16 protein-coding genes are annotated in these 21276 nt (G+C 47.6%); 7 read left to right on the top strand and 9 right to left on the bottom strand.

The features are described from left to right. Positions 1-101 precede the first annotated feature (101 nt). Entirely contained in the window at positions 102-365 is a 264-nt protein-coding gene (locus MKX40_RS05815) for a YqkE family protein (RefSeq protein ID WP_339240130.1), read from the top strand. A gap of 208 nt (positions 366-573) precedes the next feature. Then, positions 574-1368, top strand: a complete 795-nt coding sequence (locus tag MKX40_RS05810) for an SDR family NAD(P)-dependent oxidoreductase (protein WP_339240128.1) — start codon at positions 574-576, stop codon at positions 1366-1368. A 139-nt stretch (positions 1369-1507) separates the two neighbouring features. Here the strand turns inward: MKX40_RS05810 and MKX40_RS05805 are convergent, their stop codons facing one another. Next, positions 1508-2269 carry a TIGR02206 family membrane protein gene (locus MKX40_RS05805; protein WP_339240126.1) on the bottom strand — a complete coding sequence of 254 codons (762 nt, stop codon included), beginning with the start codon at positions 2267-2269 and terminating at the stop codon, positions 1508-1510. A 241-nt stretch (positions 2270-2510) separates the two neighbouring features. Between MKX40_RS05805 and MKX40_RS05800 the strand changes: the two genes are divergently transcribed. Further along, entirely contained in the window at positions 2511-3485 is a 975-nt protein-coding gene (locus MKX40_RS05800; RefSeq protein ID WP_339240125.1) for a ring-cleaving dioxygenase, read from the top strand. Positions 3486-3813: 328 nt separating this feature from the next. Here the strand turns inward: MKX40_RS05800 and MKX40_RS05795 are convergent, their stop codons facing one another. The 3 genes from MKX40_RS05795 to MKX40_RS05785 all read right to left on the bottom strand — a co-directional run bounded on the left by MKX40_RS05795 (position 3814) and on the right by MKX40_RS05785 (position 7111). Continuing rightward, positions 3814-4521 carry a hypothetical protein gene (locus MKX40_RS05795; protein WP_339240124.1) on the bottom strand — a complete coding sequence of 236 codons (708 nt, stop codon included), beginning with the start codon at positions 4519-4521 and terminating at the stop codon, positions 3814-3816. Between the two features lie 268 nt (positions 4522-4789). Beyond that, the gene (locus tag MKX40_RS05790) at positions 4790-5635 is read right to left on the bottom strand and encodes a hypothetical protein (RefSeq protein ID WP_339240123.1); all 846 of its coding nucleotides are present in this window, start codon (positions 5633-5635) and stop codon (positions 4790-4792) included. A gap of 198 nt (positions 5636-5833) precedes the next feature. Further along, complete coding sequence (locus tag MKX40_RS05785; RefSeq protein WP_339240122.1) at positions 5834-7111, bottom strand: methyl-accepting chemotaxis protein; 1278 nt, start codon at positions 7109-7111, stop codon at positions 5834-5836. Between the two features lie 333 nt (positions 7112-7444). On the opposite strand from MKX40_RS05785, the gene MKX40_RS05780 reads away from it, so the two are divergent. Then, entirely contained in the window at positions 7445-8878 is a 1434-nt protein-coding gene (locus MKX40_RS05780) for an aspartate ammonia-lyase (RefSeq protein WP_339240121.1), read from the top strand. Positions 8879-9005: 127 nt separating this feature from the next. Here the strand turns inward: MKX40_RS05780 and rpoN are convergent, their stop codons facing one another. Both rpoN and pruA read right to left on the bottom strand, forming a co-directional pair. Next, a complete protein-coding gene (gene rpoN, locus MKX40_RS05775; protein ID WP_339240120.1) occupies positions 9006-10310 on the bottom strand; it encodes an RNA polymerase factor sigma-54 in 1305 nt (434 codons plus the stop codon). Positions 10311-10439: 129 nt separating this feature from the next. Next, positions 10440-11987 carry an L-glutamate gamma-semialdehyde dehydrogenase gene (pruA, locus tag MKX40_RS05770; RefSeq protein WP_339240119.1) on the bottom strand — a complete coding sequence of 516 codons (1548 nt, stop codon included), beginning with the start codon at positions 11985-11987 and terminating at the stop codon, positions 10440-10442. A gap of 259 nt (positions 11988-12246) precedes the next feature. Here pruA and MKX40_RS05765 point away from each other — a divergent pair, with 259 nt between their 5' ends. Together MKX40_RS05765 and MKX40_RS05760 are read left to right on the top strand one after the other, a co-directional pair. Continuing rightward, the gene (locus MKX40_RS05765; protein WP_339240117.1) at positions 12247-13170 is read left to right on the top strand and encodes a proline dehydrogenase family protein; all 924 of its coding nucleotides are present in this window, start codon (positions 12247-12249) and stop codon (positions 13168-13170) included. 471 nt (positions 13171-13641) lie between these two features. Further along, positions 13642-15489, top strand: coding sequence for a sigma 54-interacting transcriptional regulator (locus MKX40_RS05760; RefSeq protein WP_339240115.1), 1848 nt, complete (start codon positions 13642-13644; stop codon positions 15487-15489). A 47-nt stretch (positions 15490-15536) separates the two neighbouring features. Here the strand turns inward: MKX40_RS05760 and MKX40_RS05755 are convergent, their stop codons facing one another. The 3 genes from MKX40_RS05755 to MKX40_RS05745 form a co-directional block, all read right to left on the bottom strand. Beyond that, positions 15537-17606 carry a hypothetical protein gene (locus MKX40_RS05755; protein WP_339240113.1) on the bottom strand — a complete coding sequence of 690 codons (2070 nt, stop codon included), beginning with the start codon at positions 17604-17606 and terminating at the stop codon, positions 15537-15539. Positions 17607-17970: 364 nt separating this feature from the next. Next, the gene (locus tag MKX40_RS05750) at positions 17971-18102 is read right to left on the bottom strand and encodes a hypothetical protein (RefSeq protein ID WP_339240112.1); all 132 of its coding nucleotides are present in this window, start codon (positions 18100-18102) and stop codon (positions 17971-17973) included. A gap of 172 nt (positions 18103-18274) precedes the next feature. Beyond that, the gene (locus MKX40_RS05745) at positions 18275-19945 is read right to left on the bottom strand and encodes a PucR family transcriptional regulator ligand-binding domain-containing protein (protein WP_339240111.1); all 1671 of its coding nucleotides are present in this window, start codon (positions 19943-19945) and stop codon (positions 18275-18277) included. 189 nt (positions 19946-20134) lie between these two features. Between MKX40_RS05745 and ald the strand changes: the two genes are divergently transcribed. Continuing rightward, a complete protein-coding gene (ald, locus tag MKX40_RS05740; protein ID WP_339240110.1) occupies positions 20135-21268 on the top strand; it encodes an alanine dehydrogenase in 1134 nt (377 codons plus the stop codon). Positions 21269-21276 lie beyond the last annotated feature (8 nt).

Raw genomic sequence — 21276 nt, 5'->3', positions numbered from 1 at the left:
TTTGTTCCGCAGATTCATGGAATGCTTTACGGGAACCTGATATACTATGACTACTGTACGATAAATGGAACCTGATTCATGTTTGGAAAGGAGATTTTCCTATGGCAAAATCCAAGAAACGCACTCCTGCTCCCAAAGCGGCAGTAGCACAGGATAAACCCACAACACTGAAAGATCTGCTTAGCAGTGATGTGCTGGAGAAGCTGAAAGCTCAGGCAGATGAGGCGAAGGCTGCCGAGGCGGCACTTAAAGAGAAGGAACGCCAGCAAGCAGAAGAAGCTCGCCAAGCGGAACAGAAGCGCCGGGATAACGACTTCGAATATCTGCTGAATAACAGCGCGATGGACTGGAAGAAACATAAGTAAGCCAGGGCATGATCTGAAGGTGTCTACTACCTCCCACATGCCAAAATAATATTGCAAGCCGACAGATCATGAAGCCGATCTGCTCACAGGACAGGGCCGCCTTGCGGTCCTGTTTTTTTGATATGGACACATATTGATTCACCAGTCTTGAGCCGGGTATGTAGAAGTAGAAGGTACAACGATATTCTAACTCATGGAGGGATCAGAGATGACTGAACAACGTTTGGAAGGCAAAGTTGCAATAGTAACTGGAGGGGGCTCGGGTATTGGGCAAGCTACCGCCATTCGCTTTGCCGAGCATGGAGCCAAAGTCTACATGTTGGATCGTACACCGGAAACTGCAGAGGAAACCAAACAGACGATTGAAAAGGCTGGCGGAGAAGCGTATGTGATCGAATGTGATATCTCCAAACCGGACCAAGTGCAGAAGGCGATCAATCAGGCTGCGGCTGAAGCGGGCAAGCTGGATATCATATTTGCGAATGCCGGCATCAACGGAACGATGGCTCCGATTGAAACGATGGAAATGGAGGACTGGGACCAGACGATGGAGATCAACATGCGCGGAACCTTCGCAACCGTCAAATATGCCATCCCTCATCTGAAAGAACATGGTGGCAGCATCATAATCACCAGTTCCATCAACGGTAACCGGGTTTTCTCAGGAATCGGATTCTCTGCATACGCTTCCAGCAAAGCAGGACAAACTGCATTTACGAAGATGGCTGCATTGGAGCTGGCTCGTTATAAGATCCGTGTTAATGCCGTCTGCCCAGGTGCCATCGATACCAACATTGATGATAACACCTACCCGTCCGATGATCTGAAAGAAGTACAGATTCCAGTTGAATTCCCTGAGGGTCATGAACATCCGCTTAAGGGCGAACCTGGAACGTCGAAGCAAGTCGCTAACCTCGTTCTGTTCCTTGCTTCTGATGAAGCCTCTCATGTTACAGGTACACGAATCTACGTGGATGGTGCGGAATCTCTGCTCCGTGGATAAACATATCCATATACGTTGGCCCAATACAGGGACAACGCCCAAATATCCCGCAAGCGATCTGATCCGGTCAGATTACTGCGGGATATTTCATGTATAGGAAGTTTATAATTCGGTGCAGATGCAACTACAAGGATTATCCCTATATCGCGGAGCTTTTATTCTTTTTCACACGATCCTTCATTCGGTCTGGAATGGCAAAGAACAAGACGTACATCAGCGAGAACAAGACTAGCGCAAGCATCTCTTCCCCAAGGATGTACATGGGATACGGACCTAACATATCAAGCACTGAGGGTGTACTCGGCTTGTATCTCAAAAACATGTAATTTGCGTCAAGCAAAACATCTACAACGTATACAATGAGTGCTGCCAAATTCACAAATATCATCGAACCTGCTACAGATCTCCAGCTAGGTCGCAGCTGCTCCACCCAGGTCATGTATAGTAAAGCCAGAATGATACAGGCATGAGCAACGAAAAATTGAATGAATCGAAAATGTGCATAACCATAACCCAGATTAGGAGTCAGGATCGCCATAAGAGCTCCAGCAATGCCTGCAAACAGCAGTGCAGAATGCAACAGTCGACTGCGTGTCAGTAGTAACAATGCCGATAATAACAAAGACAGACTGCATAGTTCAAGTGGTAGTGACGTCTGCAGGCTCCATACGTCGCCGTACACATACCAGATTTGCAGCACGATTTCACAGGTAAACATGATACAGGCCAGAACAATCCGCAGTTTGCGGCGGGCCCCTTCTGACCAAGATCGAAGACGGTGTCGTAGCAAAAACAATAGCATAATAATTAATGCAATTAAGCTAATGGTTACGATATGTGAAGTGGAGAACAGGATAAACGGCTCTGCATCATAAGGGTCCAGCCATGGTGGATACGCCATGCATCTCTTCTCTCCTTTGCAAACATCTCAGCTACATTATCTCTCTTTAATGTTAACTTTTTCATTTTGCCATTGAATGAAAGAGCTGTCCAGTTGGAATTCTAAATAAGCATTGTAATTTAAATATCTTTATGTTAAGATAAATTCAGAACCAAAACAAACTAAAAGTTAGTAACTTTCTTAAACGGAAATCATTTTAAATAAACTCAAAATTTGTTCAATTGAACTAGGAGGAATTATTATGCAAATCAAAGGACTTCACCACGTATCCGCGCTAACAGCACATGCCGATCAGAACTATCGTTTCTACACCAATGTCATGGGTCTGCGCCTAATCAAAAAAACAGTCAACCAGGATGACGTGTCCGTCTACCATCTCTTCTATGGCGATGAGAAAGGCAATCCAGGTACAGAACTTACCTTCTTCGAGATTCCGATGGCTGGACAGACGCGTGAAGGTGTGAACAGCATCTCGGCAACATCACTGCGCGTTCCAAATGATGCGGCACTTACGTACTGGCAGCAACGTTTTGACGAATTCGAAGTCCCGCATGGAGAGATTGTGGAACGCGGTGGTCGTGCCACGCTCTCGTTCACAGACTTTGAAGGACAACGTCTGATTCTGGTCTCGGATGAAAACAATGCAGGTGTTGCTGGGGGTAAACCATGGGATCAGAGTCCTGTGCCTGCTGAATATGGCATTGTAGGTCTTGGTCCCATCCATCTTACGGTAAAAGATGCTTCCCTTACCGCTCCGGTTCTGACCGAACTGCTTGGTTTCAGAGCGAAAGGAAGTTATCCTGCCTTCACTCCTGGTCAGCCTGATGTACTCGTTTTTGAATCCGGTGAGGGTGGTAGCGGCTCCGAGGTGCATGTGGAAGAACGAAATGACCTTGCCCAAGAACGTCCAGGACGTGGCAGCGTACACCATGTTGCATTCCGCGTGGACAATGAAGAAGAACTGAAACAATGGGTGGAACGGGTTCATAACTTCCAATTCCCTAACTCCGGTTTTGTAGATCGTTTCTACTTCCGCTCCCTGTATTTCCGTGAAGCAAACGGGATTCTGTTCGAGCTTGCAACCGATGGTCCGGGATTTGATACAGACGAAGAAATGGAGCATCTGGGAGAATCATTGGCGCTGCCTCCATTCCTCGAAGGACGCCGCGCTGAGATTGAAGCGAATCTGAAACCACTGGATACAGTCATTCGTTAATCGCGCTTAAGCTGTACAATCCGGCATGAATCGAAAATAAAAACGATGTTCACCAGGCAACTCTGAATACCGGATACGGTTCAGGGATTGCCTAGGACGTGTCTCAAAACTCACTGAAGTGCATCTTTTACCGCCTTTTCGCCCCCTGCTGCGTCACTTTCCCTTGACGTGCCCCGGCACGCCTGCGGAAAATCTCCTTGCTTGGAACGAAAAATCGCCAAAATCTGCGTCCTTCGGAGTTTTCAGACACGCCCTAGTGAATCATCGTTTTTTTATGTGTATGCTTGCCTTGCCCCTTCTGTAAGGTGGCAAACTTGCAGATTGTGTTTTACTTCGTCAGATACGATGTTGTGAGGGGTACAAACAGAGCCGAACCCGGATCTTCAGATACAATCTCTACATAGACAGCGTCTGTACCTTTAACATCCACATCCAGACTCATCATACCGCTTTCTGGAGTGATATTGAACTTTTTGAGTGTCGCGAGATCCTGATCATAGATATGAATCTCCTGATTTCCTGTTAGCGCGGCAAGTTCCAAGTGTAGAGAAGAGTACTTTTTATCCGTATTAATCTGGATATCATCCCCCTGTTTCTTAGGATCATTATGCAGATAAACATCCTTGTAATCCTTGCCTTTATATGTGGTATCCTTAGGATCTTTGGTGTGCCAAGCGGTAGATCCCAGTACGGATGTTCCAAGTGCACTCAGCGTTACTTTTCCGCTCGTTACGGGCGCAGATCCATTTGTTCCGCCAATCAGGACGGATGAAGTTGCACTGTCATACGTGATCTCTGTCCCAAGCAATGATCCCACAGCACGCACAGGCAAATAAGTTGTTCCGTTGTAAGTGATAGGCAACACCGTTTTACCATTGGCATCTTTGGCTGTCACCGTGGCACCATCCATTTTTAGCGTAATCTTGCTGTTTAGATAGGCTTTAATCTGCTCCAACCCTGTTGCTGCGAGCGCACCCGTCCCGATCCCAAGCGTTAATGTGCCTACCATCAAACCTAGTACAACCTTCTTCTTCATCAAAATCCCTCCTGAACGTTAAAATGATTTGTCCTTTATACATTTAAACCACTAAAGTGATAATGTCAATTGTTTACTGCATTTTTAGTACAAAGTTCCTATCTGTAGGCAGCACAAAAACGAGGCAGTATGTCCCAATTTTTTCAGCCTCGCCCTGTTTCCCACCGTCTGCAAACGCAGATAAGGGATATTCTGTTCAGACGCTCAATACATTTCACATTCGAGAACTTCCAAATTCCCGCTGCACTACGTTATCAACACGATGTTATCAATCAAAGGATTCATAATATTCTTCTTCATATACTTCCATGCTGTATTTCAAATCTACCGCCTTCCACTCACCATCTTGATAGGCGTAAGCGAATGTCAGATCACCCGCATATAAAGCCGCACCATAAGATCCTGCTGCGGATACGACAAGTCGGCCATCCTCCACACTGTAATAGGTTACTCCACCGAATCCCAACTCTTTGTTATAAACGCCGCCACTCGTATCTTCCTCGATCCGTAAAGGTTCTGCTTGAACACCATCAACGGCGACATCCACATCCACTTGTTCTGATCTAACCGTAACTTTTGACTTCACATGCTGTTTCGTAATCTCATCCAGAGATTGCATCTTCATCTCTTCGAGCGTTACCGGATTAATGATACGTGCTTGTCCCAAATAAATACCTGTTCCATGCCCTTCCGTGTACAGAACAACGATCTCATTCTGTCCGTCTCCATTCAGATCCAGCTCGTGCACTTCGGGTTTGTAAGACCCGCCTTCTCCTTGCCAATCACTAAATTCTCTTGTCTTGCCGTCCACTTCCAAAATCATTCCGTTATATATATATCCCGAACCCTCAACTTTCATAGGGTATAATCTGACATTCTCATTCTCTGGAGCTACCGAAACGTATTCCTCTTTCACCGGGGTTGATTCCTGTGTTGTCTTCGCTGTGTCATGCAATTTATCTATATTGGAAGCCTCGACCGCTGCGGTCTGGCTGGATTGATCATCTATATTAAGCTGTTTTTGCGATTCATTCATGGTTCTGGCAGCCGAAGTTGTACTAATCGTAGCTACCGCCAAAATAATCATCAGCAGGATACCTGTCCAAGTTTTCAATATACTGGGCTCCTTTATCTGTTGTGATAATCCTATTATATCTTCATTTATCGCCCGCAAGTTGCGAATTTGTTAATCTTTCATAAAATAATCTTTACAAATTTCTGTTTTCACGAAAGAACGTTCGGCTTTAACCAGAATAAGCAAATTATTATGCCAAAACTGTTCTCAAAAAGCAAAAAAAATCCCGAACACAGCTTAAGGCTGCATCCGGAATGCTTTGGTTTTGTCCAATAACCGATCGGTTAATTGTCTCAGTTCTTCAGCCGAGGAAGAAATCTCCTCCATGATGGCTGTCTCTTCGTGTGCGGCATCCATGATTCGTCTCGCCTCATCCGAGAACGATCCGGCTTTCCCCTGGATCTTCTTCACATGACCATGCGTTTGCTCCACGCGGCCAGTCTGTTCTGCGATCTTGGAACCGATATCATGCGCGCCCTTCATAAATACTTCCACCGTGCCTGTCAGTTCATGCAACGTCTGATCCACAGAGATGGTCCGCTCCGATTCATTAACCACAAGACCATGCTGCTCATGAGACAGTTGTGCTGTCTCCCTGATTCGCTGCTGCACACGACTAATTAGCTCATTAATCCGATGGACCGATTCCTTACTCTCGTCTGCCAGCTTACGAATCTGCTGCGCCACGACTGCAAAACCAGATCCTTCTTCGCCAGCTCGTGCAGCCTCAATGGAAGCATTCAAGGCAAGTAATCCTGTTTCCTCAGCAATATTTTTGACAGACTGGGTAATTACCTCGATATCAGAGGCTTCCTTCTCCAATAGTAGCATAATGTCGCGGGAACGATTGTGCGACTCAGCCAGCTCGTCCATGCCCTTCATCAGCGATGAGAATGTCTGTTTCGTATGATCCACCGATCGCTCCATCTGACCGGACATCTCTGTCATGTCCATGGACTGGCTATGCATACGCTGGAAATCGTTCAGCATCTCATCCGCCGTGATCAGGGATTGATGGGAAGTAACCTTCTGCTCTTCTACACCTACCGCAATATGATCCACCGCTTCTGACATCATCTCGATCTGCTCCGCAGCTTGGGTAATCGCTTCACTAAGCGACTGCGCATTCTGTGATGTAGTTCGTGTACTGTCCGAAATATCGTTCACAATACTTCTGAGATTAGAGACCATTACACGAAAAGCATCATATAATACAGTAAGTTCATCCTGTGTACGCCGCTGCGGAATCTCCGTTGTCAGGTCACCAGATGAGACCTGTTGCGCCGCACGAGACAGATGAACAATCGGACGAGTCAGCCAGCGAGAGGCAAACCACCCGAGAATTCCGTTCCAACATACCCCCATGATCAGGATAATCGATATGTATACCCAATTCGGAATATCTAACGTAACCCAGTCTTTGACAAAAAATATAAAAAAGCCGCTAGTTCCGTACGTAATAATTGAGATTAGTACCAAACCTGCGACTGTCTTTGCGCCTAAAGTCCATTTCATGTTTACACCCCGTAGTCCTTTTTTCCTATTTTACCAATCATGTACCAAATTTCATGTGATATACATCACTGAAAACGTTCTATCCGCCCCATATTTACCGTTTATGCATGACTTCTCTATCATGAAGCGCATAATATATAAGACAAGCTTAGCCGCCCTCCTTTTCTCATAAAATTGAATAATATTCCATTTAACATCTTTAATTTTATTTATTATCGGCACAAGAGGCTAAATGATTTAGATTGGCATCCATTTTGCTTAAATGATATACTGAGTGCGCTTCGGCATTGCCGGAGCTGACCTATTTATTGGATGCCACTGGAGGCGAACGAAATGTCTACTATGTCCACAAGGACGGAGAAAGATTTTATCGGTGAAAAAGAAATTCCGGCTTATGCCTATTACGGCATTCAGACGGTGCGGGCCGTGGAGAACTTCCCGATTACCGGCGTTCCGGTACACCGGGAGCTGATCACAGCTCTGGCTGCGGTGAAAAAAGCAGCGGCAATTACGAATATGGAACTGAAAATGCTACCAAGCAAAATCGGCGAAGTGATTGTCATGGCAGCTGAAGAAATGATGAAAGGCCATCATCTGGATCATTTTATTGTAGACTCCATTCAGGGCGGTGCAGGCACCTCCATGAATATGAATATGAACGAAATTTTGGCCAACCGCGGACTGGAACTTTTAACCAAAAGCAAGGGAGACTACTTCCACTGCAATCCGAACAACCATGTTAACATGTCCCAGTCCACCAATGACGTGGTACCTACAGCACTGCGTATTGCGGCATATCAACTGTCCGAGACGTTACTCGCTACCATGAAGAGACTGCAGGAAGCGTTCCATAAAAAAGAAGAAGAGTTCAACGATGTGGTCAAAGTAGGCCGTACCCATCTTCAGGATGCCGTGCCTATTCGCCTTGGACAAGAATTCGGAGCTTATGCCCGTGTCATCGGCAGGGATATCGAGCGTCTGGAATTCGCCAATCGCCGATTGCTTACGATTAACATGGGTGCAACTGCCGTAGGTACAGGGCTTAATGCGAAACCTGAATACATCGTTAAGGTTACGGAACACCTATCTGATGTTACCGGACTGCCCCTACAAACAGCTGAGGATCTCGTGGATGCGACACAGAACACGGATGCCTATCTGGAACTTTCGGCGGCACTGAAGGTATGTGCAGTCAGTCTGTCCAAGATCTGTAACGACATTCGCATGATGGCCTCAGGTCCGCGTGCAGGATTCAATGAACTACTCCTGCCACCGCGTCAGCCAGGGTCGTCCATTATGCCGGGCAAAGTCAATCCGGTAATGGCAGAAGTGATTAACCAGGTATCCTTCCAGGTGATGGGGAATGACCATACCATCTGCATGGCGTGTGAAGCTGGTCAATTCGAGCTGAATGTCATGGGCCCGGTCATTGCGTTTAACTTGCTGCAATCACTGAAAATCATGAATAACGGGATTGATGTGTTCACACGTTATGCGGTTGAAGAGATGGATGCTAACCGTGAGCGCTGCGAATTAATCATGAAACAAAGTTTCAGTGTGGTTACGGCGCTGAACCCACACTTAGGTTATAATGTGGCGGCTTCCATTGTGAAGGAAGCGCTCAAAACTGGACTTACCTTGCAAGAGATCATTCTGGAACGCGGACTGCTGACTCCGGAAGAACTGGAAGAGATTCTTCATCCGGAGCAGATGACCACGCCAGGAATTGCCGGGGAACATTTCCTGCGCAATATGGAACGCTTGTAGGAACTCTGGAAATCTAACGCAGGAACCGATACACCAATCATGCAACAATAACCCCCGCAGACCGTTCATCCGGTTCGCGGGGGTTATTGTTTGTTCAGAGATGGTAAGACAGACACCAGCTATTTGGTTAAGCCCATCGTTTACGCTCAAGGGAAGGAAGAATCTGAAGTTCCTCCCTGTACTTGGAAACCGTTCTGCGGGAGATGACAATCCCCTCTTCGGCAAGCAGTGTAGTCAAGTGACTATCCGAGTATGGCCGCTGTGTCTGTTCCGTACGAATGATTTCTTTTAATCTTCGTTTCACTACTGATGCTGATGTTTTATTCCCTGACGCTGTACGGATTCCCGAGGCAAAAAAAGCCCTGAGTTCATATACACCATATGGCGTGTGAATGTACTTACCACTGACGGCACGACTTACCGTTGATTCATGCATGCCAATCTTCTCTGCAATAATAGCCAGATTAAGCGGTTTTAACGCGGATGGGCCTTTGACCAAAAAGTCCTTTTGCTCTTCCATCACGGCCGCCAGCACACGCACTAAAGTCCTGCGCCGCAGGTGTACACTCCGAATGATCGCCCTCGCTTCTGCGGCGCGGTGAGCCCAGATTTCATCTGGCGCCGCTTCCCTGATCCAGCGGATGCACGCTTCATTCATCGATACACGAGGGTTACCTGACACATGTAGGCTAAAATGGGCCTCACCGTTACGCAACCCTACAATGGCATCTGGAATAATGTAATGTGGTCGTTCCGTACATCCGATGGATCGGCAGGGCTTGGGGTCGAGACGTGTAATATAGTCGTAGGCAACCTGAGCTTCCCGTGAAGTCATACCTAATCGACTCCCTGTTCTACCTGGGTGAAAAGGAACCAGTGCTTCCAATCCCGCTTCCACCATCCGCTCCGCATACAGCGCAGCCGATGAATCACGTCTAATCTGGAGCAACAGACATTCCTGCAAATTCCGCGCTCCTACACCAGCAGGGTCCAGCGATTGGAGCAGCTCTAGTCCCGCTGCAATTTTGCTCATCGGTTGCTCAAGCGCTGCCTGCACCTCTGCCAGTTCAACGGTCAGATAACCATCATCATTGACGCATCCTGCCAAATATACTGCCGTTTTTTCCAATTCGGCTGGAATTGTCATCACTCGAATTTGCGCAATCAGCAATTGTTCCAATGTAGACTCGGCACCTCTGACCTGAAGCAGCGGATCGTAGGAATCATACCTGCGCTGATTCAATCGCCGTGGAATTCGGGCAAGGGGCCCAGCTTGTTCTTCCAGTTCAAGAACTGGATTTTCCTCTGCCGCATCCAGCAAGTAACGATTCAGATCCTGTCCGGACATGGTTAGCAAATGAAAGGATTGTTTCATCTCCGGCGTGATGGACAGCCGAATACGTTGTTCCTGCACCAACTGAACACCTAACATCCGTTTCCCTCCTTATGCCTAGCTGAGTAATAAGCGCTTGTTTTTTATACGAACAAAAGGATTTGCAGGGATAATAGCATACTATTCACGCGATTGTAAGAGGAATTCCGTCCGATTATGAGTTCCTGTCTAGTATTTCTCCGATACCAGCTTCGCCTGTGTAAACAGCAGCAGATAGTCTCTTCCACCTGCCTTGGAATCCGTGCCTGACATGTTAAATCCGCCAAATGGATGCGTGCCCACCAGTGCTCCGGTACATTTCCGGTTGAAATACAGATTACCCGCGAAGTACTCGCGTCTTGCCTGTTCCAGATGTTCACGATTACGCGAGATCACCGCGCCGGTCAGTCCATAGTCGGTATTATTGGCGATATCCAATGCGTCCTGGAAAGATTCGGCTTTGATGAATGCAAGCACGGGTCCAAAAATCTCATCCTGAGCAATCCGGGCGTGGGGGTCCACATCGGCAATGATGGTTGGTTCAATGAAATAACCTTCAACATTCCCTGTACCGCCACCGTGCACAAGACGCCCCTCTCCCTTGCCAATCTCAATATACTCCGTGATCTTCGCATATGCCTTGTCATCGATAACCGGTCCAACCTGACTGCCAACTTCAAGTGGACTGCCCATCGTCAGTTTCTGTGTCCGTTCAATCACTTTTTGCAACACTTCATCATATACATCCTTATGAATAATCGCTCGGGAACACGCCGAACATTTCTGCCCGGAGAAACCAAATGCCGAAGCGGTAATGGACTCTGCCGCAAGCTCCAGATCACTGTCACTGTCTACAACAATGGAATCCTTGCCACCCATCTCTGCAATGACCCGTTTGATCCATTTCTGGCCTGGCGCTGTACGTGCTGCACGTTCATTAATTCGCAGTCCTACATCTCTGGAACCGGTGAAACTGATAAACCGAGTGAGCGCATGATCCACGAGATAATCGCCCACTTCACTGCCTGGTCCTGGTAAAAAGTTCACGACGCCATCCGGCAGGCCAACTTCTGCGAGCAGTTCCATAAATTTCGCGGCAATTACCGGAGTTGTGCTGGCAGGCTTTAATACCACCGTGTTGCCAGAGACCAGTGCAGCAGAGGTCATGCCTGCCATAATCGCCAGCGGGAAGTTCCAAGGTGGAATAACAATACCAACGCCCAGCGGTATATAACTCAGTTCATTATCTTCCCCTGCAATTCGCACGAGGGGCTGGGGTTCACTTAGTCGCTGCATATCCCGTGCATAGAATTCCATAAAATCAATGGCTTCCGCTGTATCCGCATCGGCTTCAGGCCAGGTTTTGCCGGCTTCATAGACCATCCATGCGGAGAATTCATGCTTGCGACGGCGCATAATGGCAGCTGCTTTGTATAGATATCGAGCCCGTTCATTCGGATCGGTATGTTTCCAGGTGTGGAATGTCTCCGCTGCTGTCTGAATGGCCTTTTCGGCCAATTCCTGATCTGCCTGATGGATCGTTCCGACGACTTGATTCTTGGCCGCGGGGTTCACGGACGTTAACGTGCGGCTGCTTGTTATTTTTTGCCCACCAATAATAATCGGGTATTCCTGCCCAAGTTCAGCTTCTACCCGACGAAGTGCGTCTTCAAATGCTTCCTGGTTCGCCTGGACCGCAAAGGGTGTGAATGGTTCGTTAACAAAAGGGATATTCATCAATGATTCCTCCTTCAGGATGTGGGGTTCACTGGCTGCTCGCCTGAATTATTTTGCATGTTACTCTTCACTAAATATATGTAGCAAAATCCGTGCCAACTCCGGTTGGACCTGAAATATTTTTCTTATTAAATTTTCATAAAAAATAGGAGAGCCTCGCCAAATCTGGCATGCTTCTTGCTTCTATTAAGGGATAAAAAAAGCATGATTCCACCGAGCCTGAATCGAATGATGCACAATGCTGAAGGAGGAAACGAAAATGAGTGTAGGAACGGAAATATATCGCAAGACCTTATTGACCGTGGCAGGCAACAAAGCGGTAGAGAACCTGTCCATCAAATATGGCAAGAAGCTTGCAGGGAAGTTTATTGCAGGAAACACCTTGGAAGAAGCTCTCGAAGAGATTCGCATACTCAATAATAAAGGCATTATGGCTACCCTCGATCATCTGGGCGAAGGTATCACCCGCCTGAGCGAAGCAGCATTATACAGGGATGAGTATATACGACTGGTAGAAGGCATCGCACGTGAAGGTGTAGACTCCAACGTCTCACTGAAACCAACCCAGATGGGCCTCGCACTGGACCCGGAAGAGGGCTATCGAAATATCCGTGCCGTTGCCGCACAAGCCAAATTGCATGATCTATTTGTCCGAATTGATATGGAGGATAGTCCATTCACTCAAGCAACGCTGGATATTGTTCGAAGACTGCACTCGGAAGGACTGCACAATACGGGCACAGTCTTGCAAGCCTACCTGCATCGCACCGAAGAAGATACGCGTGATATGATTCGGGAAGGCATCCGGCTCCGGCTCGTTAAAGGTGCATACAAAGAACCCGGATCAGTCGCCTATCAAAATACCGCTGAAGTCATTCATCAATTCAAAACGATGATTCGTAATCACCTCGATCAGGGTGTATACACTGCGGTGGCCTCGCATGATGATCACATCATCAACTGGACAAAACAATATGCTAAAGACCGTGGAATTTCGCCAGATGCCTTTGAATTTCAGATGTTATATGGACTGCGCATGAGCGAACAGGAACGTCTCGCCAAAGAAGGCTATCGTATTCGCTGTTACGTTCCTTACGGCACCATGTGGTATCCGTACTATACGCGCCGTTTGGCCGAAAAACCGGCTAATCTCTGGATGGTCGTTAAGAATATGTTTCGATAAATAAATAACCATGCTCTCCTGTTTTTTGGGGAAAGCATGGTTATTTGAGCTATAATACTGAATTCTCAAATTTACATGATATCAACTCATTCATATGTCTAAAAAATAAGAATCCCCAAATTGAAATGTCCAATATAATAGACACATCTGTACCTCTTCATAAAGTTAAATCACACCACTTTCCTATTTAGTCCGTTCTATCTGCTCTATTTCTCAAAGATATATACGTTATGTTTTATAACATAAAATTCACTTAGAGGCTTTGTATTCTAGCTAAAATCAACGCTTATCTTCGTTTCGATCCAATGTAATCGCATACAATTAAAAATGAATTTTTATTTATCGAGTCAATATCCCAACCTGCACACCTGATGTCAAAAAATATATACACAGCTTCATCAGAACGTTATAATATACATAATTTCACATTTACATTTTTTATAAGTATATGCTGCAACCGAGGTGATCCTGATGAGACATTTACTTCCTGAGCTGAATGCTTTGTTACGAACAGATATGAGTATTTTGGATGAAGTCCTATATGACGAAACCACACCTCAGTCTATACCATCAGAACTCCATATCGGTACGGACAGACCTGTCTTTGTACGCCGCAATACAGAATATGCCTGGTTGTACAGCCAACCCAATGGAACATTATCATATGGTCGTCTTCCTGTGCCTGTCGTCTCTGCTTCGATCGAACTTGCGGAAGTGATCCCTTTGTTTGCTAAGAGTCCCCTGTTATTAATAAAGAATAATCAGGGCGAATACGTGGGATATATCGCCGTATCCGATGTCCTGCATGCCATGATGCATGCGCATCGCCTGATAGAAGCTTATTTTGAGACCACACTGGAGACAGCAGGCTCAGCTCTGACATTAATTAATGAAGAGGCCAGGGTAGCCTACTGGACAACTGGCGCGGAGCATGTTTTTTCGATCAGCAAAAAAGACATCATTGGACAACCCGCAGCGGACTTTTTTCCTCCAGATCGGCTACAGTCTCTCAAGACGCTGTATACCGGCGAAACGGTCTATCGCAAACAGCATCAGCCACGGCCCGACCTGTTCGCTCTAATTAATGCCCGTCCTGTCCAACTGGATGGACAGATTGTGGGCGCAGTTGCTGCTGAAGTGGATATAACAACTGAAATCCGATTACATCAGGAACTCTTACATATGACTTCCAAAGTCCAGCATCTGGAGAAAGCCGTTGCTCGGCTACGGCCCGAATCAGATCCATTCGCCAGAATCAAGGGCAGCAGCCCGGTCATTCAGCAGTGCTTGGAGACCATTCGCAAGATCAGTACCACCTCAGCAACCGTACTGATCCTCGGAGAGAGCGGTACAGGCAAGGAGTTATTCGCTAAAGCCATTCATGATCTTCGTGAATTGCAGACTGCACCATTCATCGCGATTAACTGCGGAGCAATCCCTGCTTCATTGTTTGAAAGTGAACTTTTCGGCTACGAGAAAGGCGCGTTCTCCGGAGCGGATCCCAAAGGCAAAAAGGGCAAGATTGAGCTTGCCGAAGGGGGGACGCTTTTTCTGGATGAGATCGGTGAGATGCCATTGGAATTGCAAGTGAAGCTGCTTCGGGTGTTGCAGGAGAAGAGTTATTTCCCCGTGGGCGGAACACGCATGAAACAGGCGGACTGCCGGATTATTGCTGCGACCAATCAGAATCTGCTGAATATGATTGCACGCAATCAATTCCGGGAAGATCTCTACTATCGGCTGAATGTCATTAACCTCGTCATCCCTCCACTGCGTGTACGCAAGGAGGATATATATGAGTTAACCCAGACGTTCCTTCAAGAATTCTCTCTGCTCTATAACCGTCATATTGAGCTGGTTCCACCTGAAGTGTTTAAGTTTCTGTTCCAGTATGATTGGCCAGGCAATGTCCGTGAATTACGAAATGTGATAGAACGCTTGACCATCCTGACGACAGATGGCGAGGTGAAGCCGGAATATCTGCCTGACACCCTCACCTCCCTCATCGTGCATGAGCAGTCCGAAGTTCAACTGACCTCGGGAATCCATCCACAGGCCAATAGCGAATATCAGCAACATCCGAAGAAGTTGGGAGACGAACAAGAACCTCGAACTGTTGAAGCTGCAGACGAATTAGAGCATTCAGAGCATTCAGATCCAGTCTCCCCTGTTACCTTCCAGCAAAAATTGGACACCTATGAGGCGCAACTTCTGGTTCAATGTCTGAAAGAAGCAGGTGGCAACAAACGAACACTCGCCAAACAACTCGGCATCTCCAGAGCAACGCTCTATAATCGCATGAAGAGGCTTGGTCTATGACCCGCCTCTTCTTGTCGTAATTACGGTTTGGATGGAACGGCAGCTACCTACAAAATCCGCGCCAAGCGAGTCAGCGCTGTTCTAAGATGGCGATAGAAGGTCGCCCGACTCATGGAACACGTCTGGGCTGCGGCAGTTGGATTGCCAGCATGCGTCCAGTAGGCCGCGTACAACAGCATCTGATCCTGCGGGGACAGACCATGAACTCTGCCTTCCAACAAATCCATGACATACAGCTGTAATTGCATACCATCCCTTACTCCTGTAACTCTGCCAGCGTATTCATGTAATTCTCCAGGAGATCGAAGGTATCCCAACATCTTGCGAACATCCTGTTCAGTCCAGACTGAGTCATCTGCATCCGTTGTTTCCGGCTGTATCCGATTCTCTGTTGCTTCCGGATCAAGCAGAGACATGACCCACTGTCCGAATTGCCCACTACGCAAATCCAATTCAAGTACGTCCGCCTGATGCTCAAAGCTGTCGCAGACCCGGGTGCTTGTTCTTCGCATCTGGAATCCAATACTTTGCAAAAACAGTTTCAGATGAGGATTCGTTGCGACGAGCATCGCTCGCGCACCATCACCCAGCAGAGCCAGTCGGTCCAGTGTCATGTATCCAACGAGTTCTTCCCGTGTATAACCAGGCACATCATCTCTTGCGGCAGCCAGCAAGGCAAAGTGCGTATCACTCTGGTCCGGGTCATTTTCCAGCTCCTGTGGTGTGAAGCATTCATACATCTCATTCGGAAAATATTTTAACAACAGCTCACTACTATCCTTATGCACAAGGACTGTAATGAACATGGCGATTGTCTCCCCAAGCTTGTCACGCATTAATACGATTCCTTCGGGATAACGGTGTGCCAGTTCATCCAGGAAGGGGCCATAGGGTACAGCCTGCCATGGTTCCACACTGTACTCGCACCATTGTTGTAACAGGCTGTGCAGAGCTGGCAGATCCTCGCTTCTCATCGTTTCCAGAGGTGAGAACAAGGAATCACGGGACACATCCGCGTACTTGCGGTATTGAAGCATGGATTCCTGACACAGTAACAGCATCTTCCGTGCGATCTGGCGACGCTCATGCAGTCCCGCCTGTTCATGCAGTGGTTTTAGCAATTTCACAATCTTGATGCGCATGGTCTGCAGCCGATGAGGCTCACGTTGGCGAAAGTCCCGAAGTAGATGTACCCTGGCCATATCATGCAGGGCAAGACCATTCGGGCCAGAACGGATAAACGACATCTGTCTCAGCATGTGGTACTCTTCTTGAGTCACGATCATATCCAGTACGGATGATAACAATTCCTGATTGGCTGTCTCAAGCAGTGTCAGCACCTCCACCATGGGATGCAGACGAGGTGTAGTCAGTTCCAATAATAATCGAGCACTGATCATATGCGACAGTTCAGCCCATTCGGATTGCGGAAGATTCCTTCTCTGATCCGCAGCTTCTACAGCTAAGGCCAGACCCAGTGGATGCCCATCGGTCATTCTCGTAATGGTGCCTGCCATGCCCTGATTCAGAGAGCCTGCCACCATGATATATTCCGTAATCTCATCAACTGTAAAATGTTGAAGCCGCATCTGTATAAATCGCTGATGCAATCGGGGATGTGTCCGCCAAGTGGATGCCAATTCCGGGCGTGATGCAAGAATGACAAGTATGCCTCTTAACGGAAGTTTGGATACAAATACTTCCATAAACCAACCTTCTAACAGAGCCAGCTCTTCATAATTATCCACTGCAAGGACCATTCGCTTCTCGATTGATGTGTCTTTCAGCAGACTCAATGGCCGTGGGTATCCTTCTCTATCCAATGTTTCCAATCCTAATGTAGAGGACAAATAATCCATAAAAACGGAAGGTGTCCCCCCACATGATCGGCCATCCATCCAGATTGCTGTCGCACCTCGATTCCGAGAGACAGATAACATCTCTGAAAGCAATGAAGATTTACCGATACCTCCCATGCCGGTAATTGAAAATATGGTCAATGGGGCTTCTGGATGATTGAACCACCGTTCCAGTGTTGTCAGTTCCTTGATTCGACCAACAAAACGTTTGCCATCCTCAACATACTCGTCATATTGAGCCTCACTACTGTTTCCCATATATGTCCTCCGTACTAGATACTGGTACTTTTAATGTATTTATTTTTTCACCAAAATTGAGACTATATTGAGACGCACAGCTTCATGTGAAGTGATAGAATCTTGTTAAAAGCCAATTTATAGGGAATTATCAAAAAAGCGGATAGGAGAACATTTAACAGGGTATACATAACCCCCTCCGCGCTACTTCTCAATATAATGGATCATTCCGCCGATCAAGTTACGATTACCATGTACATGAGCATTTACTGATCTCGAATTCATGCTTCCCTTTCAAACCCTACTACCAGCCCGATATTCCAGGAAAGGCGGATTTGTGTGAGAATAAACCTCGATATCTGTAATCTGAGCGGACAACTCGGAATCAATCCAATACGACTTCAGGAGTGGCTGCACCAAAGCGGCATTTCAGCGGCAGCCATTGAAGCAGAAACAGACGGACGCCCCGACCGGTCATCACCCCCGTATCGCCTGGCTGCTCCCTCTTCATTATCACTAGCACCATCTTCTGGTCAAACGAAGCTTTATCGGGGCCGGCGCTCCACTTCCACCCTGCAACGCCTGCCTGTTTCATTACAACATACCCGGCGGATTAGTAAAAACTGCTAGACTGTGCACAAGGTAATGTAAAATCGATGCACAGTCTGTCTTGCATCCCTTTCACCGCATCAAGAGGATTGCCACTGTCCATTCTCGATCATCGCGTGTGCCAGTAGCGCCATCTCCAGACAGATTCTTCTCCCTTGATCCATGTAATCTGGCCCCATCAGTTCTTCCAGCTTCTCCAGTCTGTTGTACAACGTTTGCCGATGAATAAATAACTGGGCGGCTGCATCCCGTTTGGAACCAAAGTTCTGCAGGTAAGCATCCAGTGTCTCTACCAACCGCAGGTGATGCGTTTGGTCATGTTCAATCAAGACACCCAGGTGATCCTGAACAAAGGGTTGAAGGAACGACTGGGGCAATGCCTTCAACATTTGATATATACCCATACGATCGTAAAAGTGAACATGTTCCATCTGATCTACCGACCTCGAAACTTCGATGACCTGATAGGCTTCCTGAAGGCTCTCCGGCAGACTGGTCAAACGGCTGCGGAACTTTCCAATTCCCACATGAATCATAACCTGCTTCAAGTTACGACTGGCAAACCGTTTCACGTCCAGGGCAATCCCTTCAAGCAATCGCAGCAGTTGATGACGTGCAGCAGCCGATACCGCTTCCTTGGCACAACACAGATATACCTGGTTGTTCTTCAGCATAATCAGGCTAGGCAGATTGTTCTTCTTGAGCAGGGAACGAAGCAGGACAAGAACATCCTGATGATTCGCTTCCATTCGCTCCCGGCCTGTGCCTTTCAATCGATGTTCAATCTCGATGACCCCACCTGCGAACCAGTACTGTCCCTTCACCAGCAATCGAAGCCCCATTCGAGTCTGAGCCTGGTCCTCCTGCTGGATGTTGCCATTCATCAGATCCTGGATCAGTTCATTTTGATTGCGGACCATCTTCTCTTCAAGAAACTGGGAACGAAGTGTGAGTGCTGCCGCTGCCTTCGCGGTGTAGTCAAGCAGCAGCTTGAGATATTCCACTGGAGCTGCCGGATGCACAATCATGCCTACAGCAGAAAAAACCTGGCCGAAGCAGACGACCGGATGGCACAGCAGAACTTTCTCTTCATCCATATGGAACCATAATTCGGTATCTGAATCATTCAAATCCAGATGTTCTACCTCTTGCTCATACCAGGTGTAGATGGTCTGTTCCACCTCCGGTACAAGTTCGGGCACAAAACTGCCCGGCTCCATGGACGAAATGTACACTACCGGTTTGGCAGCATACTCATGCAGCAGATTCAGCACAGCAGACATATCCGTACTCTGTAATGTTCGTTGCTGAAGCTGTCTTGAATAAGCTTCCAGACTTTTCAGCAGCTGGTGTTGATGATTAATGAGCAGAGAGTGAATATCCTGTGTGATCTCGACAAAACGAACTGGTTGCTCGAATACAATCAGCGGAAACTCGTGTCTGTCCGCCAGTTCAATCAGTTCTTCCGGGATTCCGTGTATGCTGGTACCAAACTCCACACATAACCCCGCTGCCTCACTTCCAATGAGCTGGAGCAGATACTCTTCACGCCCTTCTTCCGATTGAAGCCACAGTCCAGTGGATAAAATCAGATCATGGGGGCTTACAAATGGAGATACATTCGTAATCTCGAGCACATGAACCCAGCCAACCTGACGGTTCACTCCATCCTTCCCTGCCGCTAGTCGCGCTCGGCCGAATACCGGACGTGCAAGGATATCTTTAATCGTAAACACGCGATCATTTTGCAATGGTGATCCCTCTTCGTGTTATTTTTTCTTACATTATAATCCATGGACAAATGTCCTGAATAGTCTTTTTCGACAATATGTTGAGTACTATTTCTAAAAATTAGACATCAAGTCTGGTGCAAAACAAATATGCAAGTCATAAACTTGTAGTATAAGCTAACAACCAATAAATGGACGAGGTGCATGGTGATGAGAATCGGAATTCCCAAAGAAATCAAAAACAATGAGAATCGTGTAGCAATGACTCCGGCCGGGGCTGCTGATTTCATCAGAGCTGGTCACCAGGTGATGATTGAACAAGGCGCGGGAATCGGCAGCGGATTCACGGATCATGAATATCAAGCTGCGGGCGCCGAGATTCGTCCTGATGCCAAGTCCGTGTGGACCGAGGCCGATATGATCATCAAAGTGAAAGAACCGCTTGCCAGTGAATATGGATATTTTCGTCCGGGGCTGATTCTGTTCACCTACCTGCACCTCGCAGCGGAACCTGAGCTTGCAAAAGCGCTTATTGCAAGTCGAGTAACAGCCATTGCCTATGAGACGCTGGAGGTTAATAGTACTCTTCCCTTGCTAACTCCAATGAGTGAAGTTGCAGGCCGCATGGCCTCCCAGATCGGAGCACAGCTATTGGAGAAGACCGAAGGTGGCAAGGGCATTCTGTTGTCCGGTGTACCTGGTGTCAGTCGGGGGAAAGTGGTCATTATTGGCGGCGGTACGGTGGGTACAAATGCAGCCAAGATTGCCATTGGCCTTGGAGCGGATGTAACCATCCTCGATCTGAATCTGAATCGACTGCGCCAGCTGGATGATATCTTCGGCAATCAGATCCACACGCTGGTATCCAGCCCGTCCAACATTGCGGCAGCTGTTGCGGCGGCAGATCTGCTGATCTGTGCGGTGCTGATTCCGGGCGCCAAGGCGCCAACGCTAGTCAGCGAGCAGGTGGTGAAGACGATGGCACCGGGATCGGTCATTGTGGATGTGGCGATTGATCAAGGCGGGATCGTTGAGACCATTGATCATATCACCACCCACGATGAACCAACCTATGTGAAACATGGCGTCGTGCATTACGCGGTGGCGAACATGCCGGGCGCTGTGCCGCGTACGTCTACGGTGGCGCTGACCAACGCCACCATGCCTTATGCGCTGCAGCTGGCCAACCACGGTGCAGCAGCCGCGATTCGCGGCAGTTCGTCCATTCGCAGCGCGGTCAATGCGCTGAATGGACATATCACGTATGAGGCGGTTGCCCGGGATCTCGGGCATGCCTATGTTCCTGTGGGCCAGGCGCTGGAGAATGCCGCCGCTGTCCAATAATCTGGATA

This window comes from Paenibacillus sp. FSL R5-0517 (genome assembly GCF_037974355.1).
GTDB lineage: Bacteria > Bacillota > Bacilli > Paenibacillales > Paenibacillaceae > Paenibacillus.
Note: the sequence above shows the minus strand (reverse complement) of the source record. Positions and strands in the feature narration are given on the sequence as shown.